Below are 15446 nucleotides of genomic sequence, written 5' to 3' on the forward strand. Positions count from 1 at the left end.
TGGAGCGACACACGAGGTTCGAACTCGTGACCTCAACCTTGGCAAGGTTGCGCTCTACCAACTGAGCTAGTGTCGCATCAACAACGTTTACGCTGTTCAGGGCTGCGAATTATAAGAGCATTTTTTTGTGATGCAAGTCCTTCGTTCAAAAAATCTTTATTTTTTTATCAAACGATGAAAAAGCAAGCAAAAGCTCCATGTATTACAACAAATTGGATCGCAGCCTTAACAGTTAGATCTTAAAAATCGTCTCACGATAGTATTTAAGTTCCGCAATCGACTCGCGAATATCATCCAAGGCCAAATGCGTGCCTTGTTTCGAAAAACCATTTAGCACTTCAGGTTGCCAACGACGAGTCAATTCTTTTAGCGTACTTACATCAAGGTAGCGATAGTGGAAGTACTCTTCTAACTCAGGCATATGCTTATACAAAAAACGGCGATCTTGGCCGATGCTGTTGCCACAAATTGGGGATACTCCTTTTGGTACCCACCTTTCAAGAAATTCGATCGTTTGTGCTACCGCATCGTGCTCCGAAATTTCACTATTTCGAACTCGCTCAACCAAACCACTTGCCGTGTGTGTATTCGTACACCACTCATCCATTTTTGCCAGTTCATCTTCTGGCTGATGTATTGCAAGTACTGGACCTTCAGCCAAAATATTCAGCTCACTATCAGTAACGATAGAAGCAATTTCGATGATTTTGTGCGTCTCAGGATCAAGCCCGGTCATCTCTAAATCAACCCAAATTAAGTTTTGATCGCTAAAGGACATGGTTACGCCGCCTATTTGTTTATCGATAAAAGAGGTACTATACCTGAAAATACTTGAAACACGATACTCACAAGCTTGAGCCGAGATCGGACTCAATCGTTCGAGTTAACACACATTAAGTACAAAATTGTGGCAAAAAAGAAAAAGTTAACCAAAGGTCAGGTGCGACGCGTACGCAGCAACCAACAGAAACGCTTAAAGAAGCAAGAAGACTCAATCCAATGGGATGAGAACATGTTAGGCGCGAGCAAGCAGGGCTTAGTGATCACTCGCTTCGGCCAGCACGCTGACGTTGAAGACCTTGATACAGGTGAAGTTCAACGCTGTAACCTCCGCCGTGGCATCGAGTCCCTAGTATCGGGAGACCGCGTACTGTGGCGCGAGGGTCTTGAATCTATGGCTGGTATTTCCGGTGTGGTAGAGGCCGTTGAGCCACGCACATCTGTACTGACTCGCCCTGACTACTACGACGGCTTGAAACCCGTTGCGGCGAACATAGATCAAATGGTCATCGTTTCCTCAGTTCTACCTGAGCTGTCATTAAACATCATTGACCGCTATTTAGTCGCATCAGAAACACTGAACATTGCACCGCTGTTGGTCCTAAACAAAATTGACCTACTCGAAGCTGAAGATCGTGCGATGTATGAAGAGTGGCTTGCTGAATACCAACGCATTGGCTACAAGGTTCTTTTTGTTAGTAAGCAAAGCGGTGAAGGTATTGCAGAACTAGAAGCGCTACTTCGTGGCCGAATCAACATTTTTGTGGGTCAGTCCGGTGTCGGTAAATCAAGCCTTGTAAACGCACTCATGCCAGGACTTGAGCAAGAGGTAGAAGAAGGTGAAATCTCTGAAAACTCAGGTTTAGGTCAGCACACGACCACTGCGGCACGTCTATACCATATACCAAGTGGTGGCGATTTGATTGACTCACCTGGAGTTCGTGAGTTTGGTCTTTGGCACTTAGAAGCGGAAGAAGTGACTAAAGCCTTTGTGGAGTTCCGTCCATATCTGGGAGGTTGTAAGTTCCGAGACTGTAAGCACAATGATGATCCAGGCTGTATATTGCGAGAAGCAGTAGAAAAAGGTGAAGTCAGTGAAGTACGCTTTGATAATTACCACCGCATTCTAGAAAGCATGAGTGAAAATAAAGCAAATCGTCAGTACTCTCGTAACAAGAAAGCCGATCTGTAACTGTGTTAGCGCTGCAACTGTGTAAGAATTCGTCACCGAATACTGACAAGCAGATAGAATTTAAGTAACATCACGCGCCCTAAAACGAGAATCTAACAGAAGTATCGGAATTAAAAATGGACAAGATTAAAGTTGGACTGCAGTACTGGATCCCACAGCATGGCCTCACTCGTCTAGTGGGCAAACTAGCTTCAGCCAAGGCTGGCGGTCTAACAACAGCAATCATTCGCTGGTTTATCAAACAATATAATGTGAACATGGATGAGGCGAAGCACTCCGACCCTAAGCACTTCAGAACCTTCAATGAGTTCTTTGTACGTGAACTAAAAGACGGTGTGCGTCCAATCTCGGAAGACGAAGCAGTGATCACTCACCCTGCAGATGCTTGCGTAAGCCAATTTGGCCCAATTGAAGACGGCCAGCTAATCCAAGCTAAAGGTCATCACTTCTCTGCGCAAGAATTGCTTGGCGGTGATAAGAAGCTCGCAGAAGAGTTTCAAGACGGCTCCTTCGCGACGCTATACCTATCTCCTCGTGATTACCACCGCGTGCACATGCCATGTGATGGCACATTACGTCAGATGATTTACGTCCCAGGAGACCTGTTCTCGGTTAACCCGCTAACGGCAGAAAACGTTCCAAACTTATTTGCACGTAACGAGCGCGTAGTATGTATCTTCGATACCGAATTTGGCCCAATGGCGCAAGTACTGGTTGGTGCTACTATCGTAGGCAGTATAGAGCAAGTATGGGCTGGTACTATCACGCCACCACGCGGTAACACTATCTACAGATGGGATTACCCGGCAGAAGGCGACAAAGCCGTTATCTTGAAGAAAGGTGAGGAAATGGGCCGCTTCAAGCTTGGCTCAACGGTTATCAACCTGTTCGTAAAAGATGCCATCATATTCGATGAGAGTATGGAAAACGGCAAGCCAACAGTGATGGGAACCCCTTACGCTCATAAGCAGTAAGCTTACTGCCAACATTGATTTAAAAGCCTCCACTCGCGGGGGCTTTTTTATTGACGAAAAGCAAAACTCTGTTCGAAATTTCGCCTTTCTTATCTAAACTCATACCCATCTCTAAGTCCCTAAAAACACAATCGTTTAATCTAACATCAGAAATGAATTGTGTAAGGGGCAATCGATGCCGAAGATGAGTGCGGGCACACTGGGCAAATTACTGGTGTGCTTATTAGTTCCACTGGGCGTCTTGATGATGCCGAACGATATGATTCCAATTGACGATCTCACCTTAATCCAACATCGTCTTCTGGCTATATTTCTTCTTGCTGCACTGCTGTGGGTACTTGAGCCCGTCCCCGTTTTCGCTACTTCGATTCTGATTATCGCACTTGAATTGATCATGATATCGGACAAAGGTTTACACCTATTTCGTAACCCACCAGCGGGGCACGATTTAGGTGAGTTGATTGCTTATACAGACATCTTCTCTGCTTTTTCCTCCCCTATCATCATTCTCTTCATGGGCGGCTTTGCTCTTGCGATTGCCGCTTCTAAATACGAACTCGACAACAATCTCGCCCGCGTTCTACTCAAACCGTTTGGTACTCAGCCAAAGTTCATCATGTTGGGTTTAATGCTGATCACCGCGGTGTTCTCCATGTTTATGTCGAATACGGCAACTACGGTCATGATGTTGGCGCTCCTTGGCCCTATTGTAGCGTCAGCACCAAAAGGTGACTTAGGCATTAAAGCCCTCGTATTGTGTATTCCAATTGCTGCTAATACGGGGGGGATCGCAACCCCAATAGGTACGCCGCCTAACGCAATTGCCCTGCAGTACTTAACGGAAGAAAACAGCATCGACTTCCTATCTTGGATGATGATGGGTTTACCGTTCGTAATGGTACAGTTGACTATCGCTTGGTTCTTGCTGCAAAAGTTCTTTCCTTCTAATGAGCCAGAAATGAAACTTCGTTTGAATGGTAAATTTGAAAAGAGTTGGCGCGCGATTGTGGTTTACATCACCTTCGCGATGACGATCCTGCTGTGGATGACAACCAAGGTACACGGCATGAACACGTATGTGGTGGCGATCATTCCGCTCGCGGTTTTTACTCTAACGGGCATCATGGGCAAAGAAGAACTCAAGCTCATTAACTGGGATGTGCTATGGCTGGTTGCCGGGGGTATCGCGATTGGTATTGCGCTGGATAAAACCGGTTTAGCGGAAGCCCTTGCTCATGCGATTGATTACGAGTCCCTTTCTCCATTTTCGGTCGTGGTTGCCCTATCGGTTGTGTGTTGGTTAATGGCGAACTTTATGTCCAATACCGCAACCGCGAACTTATTGATGCCTATCGCAGCAGCCATTGGTGCTTCGATGCCTAGTCTTGTCGCTATTGGAGGTTTGCAAGGGTTACTCGTTGTCGTCGCGTTCTCCGCATCACTAGGGATGATCTTACCAGTCTCTACCCCACCAAACTCTCTGGCTTACTCAACTGGATTAATCGAAAGTAAAGACATGGCCAAGGTCGGCTTAATTATCGGCTTAATTGGTTTGTTTATTGTTTACGGTGCCGTTCTCATACTATTCTAGATGGCGGATCACTGAGGTGTGGACAAGCACCTCAGTGGTTCTCCAACGAAATTCTTTACCATCTGATCTATAAACTAATTCTCTCCAGATTCTGCTCCCATATTCATTCAACAAATTTTTGAGCGTTATTGGCACTAATCACCTCAAGTATATCGAATGAGTGTCGATATATAACTTACAGCCTTTCATGTCAGTATTCGTACTTGAATCGTCTCATACCACTTGGAGTCACTGATAGTGACATTAAACTTCTTGTCTGTTTTATGAAGATAGGACAATGAGAAACACAATAAAATTAAAAATACAGATTGCGATTGCGATCATTATCGCCATTGTTAGTGGTGTTCAAGCTTGGGTGTCAATAAGTCAACTGCATGAAGAAACGTCCTCAACGCTCAACCGCGAAATTCAAAACATTTCTTACTCCACAGGTCATTACATCAGTGACTGGCTTGCGATTCGCAGCGACATGATGCTCGCCAGCGAAAACCGGATCGCAAACACTGACGATGCGGATAGAGAAATGCTATTAACTAAACGAGCAGGTAAATTCCTCTCGGTATATGCGGGGTTCTCTGATGGCACTATCATCTATGGCGACAAGAGCGAATCTTGGCCATCCAATTATGATCCTCGCACTCGCCCTTGGTACCAAGATGCGATGTCGCAATCTAACCTGATCATCACTGAGCCTTATCAAGATTTTGATGGCAGTGTTGTTGTGAGTTTTGCAAAAGCCTTTAACCAAGGGAAACAAGGTGTACTGGCTGCCGATCTAACCGTTACCGATATCATCAATGAAGTGTTGAATATTAAAATGGATAACGATGGATTTGCATTTCTCGTCGATGGAAACAACAACCTTGTTGCGTACAAAGATGAAAATTTGAGCCAAAAACCACTGACAGACCTCAACTCTGCATTGACTCACAGTACAATGATGGATCTGGCGGATGATGCGAAGCTAGATACCATTCCATGGCCAAATCAAGGCGATAAGTTGATCTACGTTGCAAAAGTACCTAATACCGACTGGTCTTTAGGTATCGTGCAAGACAAACAAATGGCATTTGCCTCGGTTTCCGAACAAATGAGTTTTACCGCGATGGTTTCTATCGTGATGTACTTGATTATCGCGACGATCAGCACTTACACCATCACGCGTTTACTCAGCCCTCTTCAAACGTTATCTGAAGCTATTTCCGAACTGTCTCAAGGTGAGGGGGATTTAACTCAACGCATTAAAATTGAACGTATGGATGAAATTGGTGAACTGGCAACGCACGTGAATCAATTTTTAGCGCAAATGCAAGCCATGCTAAAAGACATTGTAGAAAACAGCGAGCAGCTTTCAGAGCAAGCAAACCAAACAAACGAGTTATCCGCAACGGCGGTTGGGCGCGTTGAACATCAACAAAATGATGTCAACCAAATTGCGACAGCAATTCACGAAATGTCAGCTACAGCGGCAGAAGTTGCGAGCCACGCAGAACTGACGGCAAGTGCTTCACAACACTCTGCATCGGCATGTATTGAAGGACAGAATGTCATTCAGAAGAACCGTGAAGCGATCGTGGTACTGGCAGAGCAAGTGAGTGATGCTGCGAACGTCATTTCTGAACTCGAAGCCAATACGCAAAGCATCAACAAAATCTTGTCGACTATTCAAGGTATCGCAGAGCAAACAAACTTACTCGCACTCAACGCCGCGATTGAAGCCGCGCGAGCTGGTGAGCAAGGTCGTGGTTTTGCCGTAGTAGCAGATGAAGTCCGTGAACTTAGCCAACGCACGCATGGTTCAACAGAAGAAATTCGCACCATGATTGAAACGTTGCAAAACAACACTAAACTGGCGGTGCATAGCATGCAAAGCAGCACCAGTTTGGCAGATACCAGCGTTGATTATGCTCAGCAGGCGCACGATAGTCTAACGAGCATCACCAACACAATCACGGAAATCAATGACATGGCGATGCAAATTGCAAGTGCAGCGGAAGAGCAACGTGCAGTGAGCGAAGACATTAGCCGCAATACACAAGGTATCAAAGACGATGCTGACGCCATTGCCGAGCAATCACTCAAGAGCAGCGAAAGCGCACGTCAGATGTACGATACCGCTAACACCATGCGTGAGAACATCAGTCGCTTTAAAGTCTAAAGCCATATCCTGAAAGCAGCTCAACGGGCTGCTTTTTTATTGGGACTGATAGGCGCTTTTAGAACTTTGTAAATTCATGCATATTAGAGTATCTCCCAGCTCTACAAGGATGTCTCGCAATCATGGGTTATGAATGGCTGGCGCTGTGCGCTGCTTTCCTATGGGCTATCTCTAGCTTAATTTCTGTTATTCCTGCTCAGCATCTCGGTGCGTTTGCTTATAGCCGTTGGCGTATGGGCTGTACGGTGGTGATTCTCTCTAGCATGGCTTGGATAACGGGTGGCTGGCTAAGTGTCTCGGCAGAACACATTACGCCAATGATGACGTCCGGTTTGATTGGTATTTTTATTGGCGATACGGCGCTTTTCGCTTGTTTGAATCGCATGGGACCGCGCCAAGCCGGCTTACTGTTCTCTTGCCATGCAGTGTTCTCTGCCATCTTAGGTTACTTCCTGTTTAGCGAAAGCATGACAGCCATGGAGCTGATTGGTGCAGCCTTAGTCTTCAGCGGTGTAGTGATGGCGATTTTCTACGGTCGACGCGGGCAAGCCAGCAATGCGCTGGAAGCAATCAAAGGTAATGTTTGGATCGGCATCGGGCTGGGTTTAACCGCCGCCATGTGTCAGGCGCTAGGTGGCATCATCGCCAAACCTGTCATGCAAACCAGTGTCGACCCTGTAGCCGCCTCTACTATTCGTATGTTGAGTGCTTTCATCGCACACTGTGCACTCTGGTTAATTGGCGCAAAAATAGCGCGCGCAACGCAAACCATCACATGGAAAGTCTTTGCCATTACAGCATTAAACGGCTTTCTGGCCATGGCGATTGGTATGACGTTGATTCTGTACGCGCTGCGTGAGGGTAATGTGGGCATGGTGGCCCTGCTTTCTTCAACAACGCCTATCATGTTGCTGCCGCTGCTGTGGGTTTATACCAAGAAACGCCCAAATCGATTTGCTTGGTTAGGTGCCGTCTTGGCAGTTATTGGTACTGGCATCTTGGTTCAATAGCATCCCAACACAAACCATCAAAAAACAAAATCACAGAGACAAAAAAGCCCGAGTCAAACTCGGGCTTTTATCATTCTGAATGCTCAGTTAATTACTTAACTAGCACTTCACCAGACATTTCTGCCGGGATGTCTAGACCCGCGAGAGAAAGCATGGTTGGAGCAAGGTCAGACAGTTTACCGCCTTCTTTGAACTCAACCGCTTTGTCACCTACGTAGATTAGAGGTACTGGTAGGTTAGTGTGAGCAGTGTGGATGCCGCCAGTTTCAGGGTCGATCATCATTTCTGCGTTACCGTGGTCCGCCGTAATCAGTAGTTGACCGCCAACTTCTTTGATCGCTTCAACCACTTTACCAACGCTTTCGTCTAGTGCTTCGATAGCTTGCTCAGCCGCTTCGTAAACGCCAGTGTGACCAACCATATCTGCGTTCGGGTAGTTACAGATGATAGTATCGAACTTACCAGACTTGATAGCCGCAACCATCTTCTCTGTTAGCTCTGGAGAGCTCATTTCTGGCTGCATGTCGTAAGTTGCTACTTTTGGAGAAGCAACAAGTTGACGCTCTTCACCTTCGAATTCGTTCTCAATACCACCGTTGAAGAAGAACGTTACGTGCGCGTATTTCTCTGTTTCAGAGATACGTAGCTGAGTTTGACCTTGCTTAGATAGCCACTCACCGTACGTGTTTTCTAGAGACGTTGGTGGGAATGCAATAGCTAGAGGGATGTCAGCCGCGTATTGAGTCAGCATCACGAAGTTGATTGCTGGGAATACAGCGCGCTCGAAGCCGTCAAATGCAGGTACGAATGCACGTGTGATTTGACGTGCACGGTCAGCACGGTAGTTCATGAAGATAACTGCATCGCCATCTTGCATGATTGCGTCTTCTTGACCTTCGACTTTGATTGCCGTTGCTTTAACGAACTCGTCATTTTCACCGCGAGCGTAAGCCGCTTCTAGACCCGCAACTGCCGTATCGAAAGTGAACTCAGCTTTCGCTTGAGTTAGAAGATCGTAAGCCACTTGAACGCGATCCCAGTTGTTGTCACGATCCATTGCGTAGTAACGGCCCACTAGAGAAGCAACGCGACCTTTACCTAGTTTCGCAAATAGGTCTTGGAAACGTTGTAGTGAATTTTCTGCACTACGTGGTGGTGTGTCACGACCGTCTAGGAAGCAGTGTAGGTAGATTTTCTCAGCGCCACGAGCGGCAGCCATTTCAACTGCTGCGTAGATGTGATCTTCGTGAGAGTGAACACCACCTGGAGACATAAGACCCATGATGTGTACTGCTTTCTCAGTTTTTACAGCAGAGTCGATGGCTTCAACTAGCGCAGCTGTCTCAGCGAACTCACCGTCAGAGATAGACTTAGTGATACGAGTTAGATCTTGGTATACAACACGACCTGCACCGATGTTGGTGTGACCAACTTCTGAGTTACCCATTTGGCCATCAGGCAGACCAACGTCCATACCTGACGCAGAGATTAGAGTGTGTGGATTGTTCGCAATCAGTGCATCCATTACTGGTGTTTTAGCATTGGCAATTGCGTTACTTGCTGTGTCTTCACGGTAACCGTAACCGTCAAGGATAACTAGAGCCAGTGGCTTCTTAGCAGACATAGTGATGACCTCATCAAATTTAAGTAACTTTCGGTGTAGAGCTTCGCTGCTCTATCTAACCTTGAAACAAAACTAGCGTAATTTTACTACACTTCTTAACCAAAACTGTAGGTTAAGATCAAATAATGTTTGCGATTTATTGTTGCTATCTTACAAGTTAGCAAGTAACCCGACTTGGTCAGCAAACGTGTTCCACAAGCATAGTCACTTTCAAGACGTTTTGTGCGGCCACCGAAATACTTTGGTGAAAAACGTTTTCTTGTGACCCAATAGTGCGCTTTTTCGACCAGAAGTGAAGTCATTTACGCCGATTAAATCGATAGGAGGAAGTGATAATAAACTAGCATAAATAGTAAGCTAGAGCGAGTTCCACTAGAAGCGCGTAGATCTCAATTATTCGTTAGAAAATTTTAACCCTCTCGCCTAAGACGATTAACCCCGCTATACTCCTGCTTTATTTTTCCGCCAACAGTGTAAGAGCTCAAGACATGCAAGAGTACATTGAATTTTTCCAACAAAACATGATTCTATCTTTGGTTTGGGTAGGTCTTCTTGTCGCATTCATCATGAACATCGTGAAATCGGCGACGTCAGCATACAAAGAAATCAACGTGAACCAATTGACCCACCTTATCAACCGTGAAAACGGCGTTGTAGTGGATATCCGCTCTAAAGATGAGTTCAAACAAGGTCATATCACCGACGCACTTCACATTTTGCCGTCAGACATCAAAGCAGGTAACGTTGGTAGCCTTGAAAATCGTAAATCAGACCCAATCATTGTGGTATGCAAAACGGGGCAAACCGCTCAAGAAAGTGCAAACCTACTAGCGAAAGCAGGCTTCGAAAACGTAAACCTACTGAAAAATGGTTTGATTGCATGGAACGAAGCGAACCTACCTCTAGTACGTGGTAAGAAATAAGGTTGCGGTAAAACAATTTGCCAGCCTCGTTGATATAAACTGAGCAAATAGAAAGCAGTTGAAGCGCCAAGGTGTGACGCTTTGCACGTAATACGCACTTCATCTAGTCAATAAAGATTTGCTCAGTTAGTCTCAGGACAAACCAGTTTTCTGGGTTTAGATAGCTCTAGGCCCAACAAATATTTATTAAGGATTTTAAAAATGGCTGAAGCAGCACCACAAGACGCACAACAGAACTTTGCAATTCAACGCATCTTCCTAAAAGACGTTTCTTTCGAAGCGCCTAACTCTCCAGTAATCTTCCAAAAAGAGTGGAACCCAGACGTTAAACTAGACCTAGACACTCAAAGCCGTGAGCTTGGTGAAGGCGTTTACGAAGTAATTTTACGTCTAACGGTTACTGTTAAGAACGAAGAAGACACCGCATTCCTATGTGAAGTTCAACAAGGTGGTATCTTCACTGCTGAGAAAATGGAAGCGGGTCAACTGGCACACTGCCTAGGCGCATTCTGCCCTAACATCCTATTCCCATACGCTCGTGAGACCATCTCAAGCCTAGTGGTTAAAGGAACGTTCCCTCAACTGAACCTAGCGCCAGTAAACTTCGATGCGCTATTCATGAACTACCTACAACAGCAAGCTCAACAAGGTGAAGCTAAAGCTGAAGCGTAATTCACGCTTTGTAAGTGACGTGCACTCCAAATGAATGAGTTCACGTCCTATACCTGAAGAAAATGCACAAAGCGTCCAACTAGCGATGCAATGTGCATTTTTTATTTCTGAAAGATCCTAGTTCCTAGCCCCTAGAGATCGTAAAATCTGGCGATTATGAACTAGATTCTACTAGTAGAAAGATAATTAGGCGGTAGCATGACACAAGCAAATACCAACAATGCTTACGGTAAAGACATCGCAATGACGGTGATTGGTGCGGGATCATACGGTACTTCTTTAGCAATTTCCCTTGCTCGCAACGGCGCGAACATCATCCTTTGGGGCCATGAGCCAGAGCACATGGCACGCCTTGAAGCAGACCGTGCTAACTATGAATTCCTACCTGGAATCGATTTCCCAGAGAGCTTGATTATTGAATCGGATTTAGAAAAGGCCGTTCAAGCAAGCCGTGACTTGTTAGTTGTCGTTCCGAGCCATGTCTTTGGCATCGTTTTAAATAGCTGCAAACCTTTCTTGCGCGAAGACTCTCGTATCTGTTGGGCAACCAAAGGCCTTGAGCCTGAAACGGGTCGCCTGCTAAAAGAAGTGGCGTTCGACATTATCGGTGAAAGCTATTCGCTTGCTGTACTATCAGGCCCAACGTTTGCAAAAGAGCTGGCGATGGGCATGCCAACGGCTATCTCGGTAGCTTCTCCAGATGCGGATTTTGTTGCTGATCTGCAAGAAAAGATTCACTGCAGCAAAACCTTCCGCGTCTATGCCAATAATGACTTCATCGGCATGCAACTTGGTGGTGCGGTGAAAAACGTTATCGCGATTGGCGCTGGCATGTCAGATGGCATCGGCTTTGGTGCCAACGCACGTACGGCACTGATTACTCGAGGTCTGGCAGAAATGAGCCGCCTTGGTGCCGCACTTGGTGCACAACCTGAAACCTTTATGGGCATGGCTGGCTTGGGTGATCTTGTTCTAACCTGTACTGATAACCAATCTCGTAACCGCCGCTTCGGTTTAGCGTTAGGCCAAGGCAAAGACGTCGATAAAGCACAAGAAGAAATCGGTCAGGTGGTTGAAGGCTACCGCAACACTAAGGAAGTTTGGATGCTATCCCAGCGCATGGGCGTTGAGATGCCAATTGTTGACCAAATATATCAAGTTCTGTATCAAGGAAAGGATGCACGCCTGGCAGCGCAAGATTTACTTGCTCGTGACAAAAAAGCCGAAGGAAAGTAGCACGCTACACGCCTTTGCACCTCATCTGAGAAGAATAGAAGTTGTCGGGTCACGAAAGAACCACTCAGGATATTGAGAATGAAGCACTGCGAAAAACAAAAAGTCTGGGACAAAATTGTTTCAGAAGCCCGTGAGATGTCAGAGCAGGAGCCGATGCTGGCGAGCTTTTATCATGCGACCATCATCAAGCATGAAAGTTTGTGCGCTGCACTGAGCTACATTCTGGCCAACAAATTGAACACTGCATCCATGCCCGCAATGGCAGTGCGTGAAGTCGTTGAGGAAGCCTTTGCCGCTGATCCAACAATTACGGACAGTGCCGCTTGTGACATTTGTGCCACGGTTAATCGCGACCCAGCGGTGTCAATGTGCTCAATGCCGTTATTGTACCTAAAGGGCTACCATGCCTTGCAAGGCTACCGAGTGGCTAACTGGTTGTGGAAGCAAGGCCGTCACGCGCTTGCGACTTACCTACAAAACCAGATTTCTGTTGCATGTCAGGTCGATATTCACCCTGCAGCGCATATTGGTAGTGGTATCATGCTAGATCATGCGACCGGCATCGTGATTGGTGAAACGGCCGTTGTCGAAAACGACGTATCGATTCTGCAAGATGTCACACTTGGTGGTACCGGTAAAGAATGCGGAGACCGCCACCCGAAAATTCGTGAAGGCGTAATGATCGGCGCAGGAGCAAAGATTCTTGGCAACATCGAAGTAGGCGAAGGCGCAAAAATTGGCTCTTGCTCCGTGGTATTGCAAGCAGTGCCGCCGCACACAACCGTGGCTGGTGTGCCTGCAAAAGTCGTTGGTCGTCCGAAAACGGACAAACCTTCTCTCGATATGGATCAAGGCTTTAATGGCAAATCGCAAAGCTTTATCCACGGGGATGGTATTTAATCGTCATCTGATCCTTTGGCAATAATGTGGTAGGTAACCCTCAAGTGCGAAAACAAAATCACCCAGTGCTACGCTCGGCTATGTTATTAACTTGTGCTTTATCTGCCACATATCCCCTCACCTCTTCGGCTGCCAGTCAGCAAGAGCTCAAAGGCGTATCTAGCGAAATCAATCGCCAGAAAAAATCGCTGACTTCTCAAGAAAAACAACTTAACGATCTGCAAAAATCGCTGAAAAACCAAGAACTCGGTATCTCTAAATTAGAGCACGAGATCAAGCAGACCAAAACTGACTTGGCGCAAGCGGATCAATACATCAATAAGTTGGAAGAGAAGATTGCTCTGCAAGAAGCTCAGCGTCAGACGCAAGAAGAAGAGCTGAAGCAGTTGCTGCAAACCTACTATGTGACCGAGCGAGCCAAGGCCAATGGACACCTTCTTAATGAAGGCGTAGAGGAAGACCGCATCAGCCAATACTTCCAGCACCTTGCTAAATCGCGTGCAAAAGTGATCGAAGCGATCACCCAAACTACCCAAGAGTTGGCGCACAACAAGAATCAACTTGAGCTCGAAAAAGCACAAATTGAAACCTTGCTCAAACAGCAATCGGAAAAGCGTTCATCTTTGGCAAGTACACAGTCGCAACGTAAAGGGACGCTGAACAAGATTCAAAAGAGCATCAAAGATGACAAGCGTTACCTAGCCGAATTACAACGCAACGAAACCCGTCTAAAAGCTGAGATTGCCAAAGCCGCGAAACGTAATGCTGTACCTATGGACGGTATCGCGAAACAACGCGGCAAACTGCCATGGCCACTGAAAGGCCACGTGCTGCATAACTTCGGCACCAAACAAACCGGTCAAGTTAACTGGAAAGGTATGGTATTGTCCGCCAGCTACGGCCAACAAGTTAAAGCGGTTTACCCGGGCACCGTGGTATTTGCCGAATACTTACGTGGCTATGGCTTAGTAGTACTGATCGACCACGGTAAAGGCGACATGACACTTTACGGCTACAACCAAGCCTTGACCAAGAAAGAAGGCGATAAGGTAACCGCAGGTGAAGTTATTGCCCTAGCGGGGGATACCGGTGGTCAAGACCGCGCCTCACTCTACTTCGAGATTCGCCGTAACAGCGAAGCGCAAAACCCAAAGTCTTGGTTAAAGCGTTTATAGCTGCCGTTTATAATTGCAGCTCTAAGCAGCGCCATTACATAACATAACAAAAAAACAAAGGAGCCATTCGGCTCCTTTGTCGTATTCATATTCTGGAAAATGTTATGCGTAGTAGGCCTCGACCGCATCAATAAAGGCGCTCACATTGTCTTTGCTTAACGCATTGATGCCCGCGGCGGCTTCTCGACCGCCACCAGTTGGGAATTGCCCGCACACAGCCACTGCGCCTTGCTTGTTATTCAGCGGGGCACGAAGAGAAACCGTGTAAGTGCCATCGGCATTTTCAGTTAACACCGCATGCGCAGAGTCTGGATTTTGGTTTGCAAGCCAGTTGCCATAAACACCACTGATTCGGCGTGATGCCGCATTGTTTGGCAGTTCAAACAGCTTGAGCTTAGCACTTTCATGAGTTGCAGGAACGGCTAGTGTCGCATCCATGTCTTGCTGATAAGCCGATTGCAATTGGTAGTAAGGTGAGGCTTTATCTGCAATCGCATCGAATGGTGAAACGTATTGCTTTAACGCTTGGTACAAATCAGCGGGGTGGAAATGAAGGTCATCGACTTTAGCACCGTAGCCGTTGTAGTTAATCAATGTACCAAGTTCTTTTAACTGCGCTTTTTGCTCTTCACTGAGTCCCGCTTTATCTGCCAGCGCATCTGCTTTAGCAATCAAGTTATCGCCATAAGCAGCAGTGATCGCCCAAGTGTGGAAACGCCCTTCCAGCAACTGATCGACAATCAAAGCGGTACACATGTTGGCATCAAGGTCGATGTGCGCGTCTAAATTACCGTGTTGAGGAATCTCACCCGCTTTATGATGATCAGCGTAAAACACATGCACGCCTTGAGCCAAAGCTTGCTCTAAACCTACCATGTTCTTTTCCATTGAAATGTCCAACACCACCAACTCATCGCCTACTTTCACTTCAACCTTTTCCAACAGCTTGATATCGCGCTTTACGCCAGTGATCAACACCGCATCAAGAGGGTCGGCGAAACGCCATTGTAGGAGAGCAATAATACCGTCCGCATCACCATTAAAAATGTCGTAATTCATTGTGCGATAGATCCTTTATCGAAAAGTCACGCCCAAACTGATGACGCTGAATAGACATCATTGTTCGTAGTGTGCGCTGCAAGTCAACTCAAGGGGGACTCAGAAATGAGAACAGCGCTCAAAATATCGAGAGCAAGTCCGGGCTCTTTTTT

Annotated in this window: 13 protein-coding genes and 1 tRNA gene; 10 read left to right on the forward strand and 4 right to left on the reverse strand. The window is 46.5% G+C overall.

Annotation, left to right across the window (positions count from 1 at the left end; genetic code table 11):
- Positions 1 to 76: transfer RNA gene (locus ACVA54_RS15605), tRNA-Gly, on the reverse strand.
- A 156-nt stretch (positions 77 to 232) separates the two neighbouring features.
- Complete coding sequence (gene orn, locus ACVA54_RS15610; protein WP_099080050.1) at positions 233 to 778, reverse strand: oligoribonuclease; 546 nt, start codon at positions 776 to 778, stop codon at positions 233 to 235.
- Positions 779 to 907: 129 nt separating this feature from the next.
- Between orn and rsgA the strand changes: the two genes are divergently transcribed.
- The 5 genes from rsgA to ACVA54_RS15635 all read left to right on the forward strand — a co-directional run bounded on the left by rsgA (position 908) and on the right by ACVA54_RS15635 (position 7705).
- Complete coding sequence (gene rsgA, locus ACVA54_RS15615; protein WP_099080051.1) at positions 908 to 1972, forward strand: small ribosomal subunit biogenesis GTPase RsgA; 1065 nt, start codon at positions 908 to 910, stop codon at positions 1970 to 1972.
- A gap of 116 nt (positions 1973 to 2088) precedes the next feature.
- Positions 2089 to 2946, forward strand: a complete 858-nt coding sequence (asd, locus tag ACVA54_RS15620) for an archaetidylserine decarboxylase (protein WP_099080052.1) — start codon at positions 2089 to 2091, stop codon at positions 2944 to 2946.
- A gap of 175 nt (positions 2947 to 3121) precedes the next feature.
- Positions 3122 to 4537, forward strand: coding sequence for an SLC13 family permease (locus ACVA54_RS15625; protein ID WP_099080053.1), 1416 nt, complete (start codon positions 3122 to 3124; stop codon positions 4535 to 4537).
- 277 nt (positions 4538 to 4814) lie between these two features.
- A complete protein-coding gene (locus tag ACVA54_RS15630) occupies positions 4815 to 6695 on the forward strand; it encodes a methyl-accepting chemotaxis protein (protein ID WP_446649735.1) in 1881 nt (626 codons plus the stop codon).
- A gap of 122 nt (positions 6696 to 6817) precedes the next feature.
- Complete coding sequence (locus ACVA54_RS15635; protein ID WP_119464542.1) at positions 6818 to 7705, forward strand: DMT family transporter; 888 nt, start codon at positions 6818 to 6820, stop codon at positions 7703 to 7705.
- A gap of 91 nt (positions 7706 to 7796) precedes the next feature.
- On the opposite strand, the gene gpmM is transcribed toward ACVA54_RS15635, so the two are convergent.
- Complete coding sequence (gpmM, locus tag ACVA54_RS15640) at positions 7797 to 9329, reverse strand: 2,3-bisphosphoglycerate-independent phosphoglycerate mutase (RefSeq protein ID WP_119464543.1); 1533 nt, start codon at positions 9327 to 9329, stop codon at positions 7797 to 7799.
- Between the two features lie 488 nt (positions 9330 to 9817).
- Here gpmM and ACVA54_RS15645 point away from each other — a divergent pair, with 488 nt between their 5' ends.
- The 5 genes from ACVA54_RS15645 to ACVA54_RS15665 all read left to right on the forward strand — a co-directional run bounded on the left by ACVA54_RS15645 (position 9818) and on the right by ACVA54_RS15665 (position 14235).
- Positions 9818 to 10252, forward strand: a complete 435-nt coding sequence (locus tag ACVA54_RS15645; protein WP_099080056.1) for a rhodanese-like domain-containing protein — start codon at positions 9818 to 9820, stop codon at positions 10250 to 10252.
- Positions 10253 to 10453: 201 nt separating this feature from the next.
- Complete coding sequence (secB, locus tag ACVA54_RS15650; protein ID WP_099080057.1) at positions 10454 to 10924, forward strand: protein-export chaperone SecB; 471 nt, start codon at positions 10454 to 10456, stop codon at positions 10922 to 10924.
- Between the two features lie 198 nt (positions 10925 to 11122).
- Entirely contained in the window at positions 11123 to 12160 is a 1038-nt protein-coding gene (gene gpsA / locus ACVA54_RS15655) for an NAD(P)H-dependent glycerol-3-phosphate dehydrogenase (protein ID WP_099080058.1), read from the forward strand.
- A gap of 78 nt (positions 12161 to 12238) precedes the next feature.
- Entirely contained in the window at positions 12239 to 13060 is an 822-nt protein-coding gene (gene cysE / locus ACVA54_RS15660) for a serine O-acetyltransferase (RefSeq protein ID WP_446581452.1), read from the forward strand.
- 26 nt (positions 13061 to 13086) lie between these two features.
- Positions 13087 to 14235 (forward strand): murein hydrolase activator EnvC family protein, encoded by a 1149-nt coding sequence (locus ACVA54_RS15665; protein WP_446581450.1) that lies wholly within the window; start codon positions 13087 to 13089, stop codon positions 14233 to 14235.
- 102 nt (positions 14236 to 14337) lie between these two features.
- Here ACVA54_RS15665 and ACVA54_RS15670 read toward each other — a convergent pair whose 3' ends face one another.
- A complete protein-coding gene (locus ACVA54_RS15670; RefSeq protein ID WP_099080060.1) occupies positions 14338 to 15294 on the reverse strand; it encodes an acetyltransferase in 957 nt (318 codons plus the stop codon).
- Positions 15295 to 15446 lie beyond the last annotated feature (152 nt).

Source organism: Vibrio sp. PNB23_22_6, from assembly GCF_052877535.1.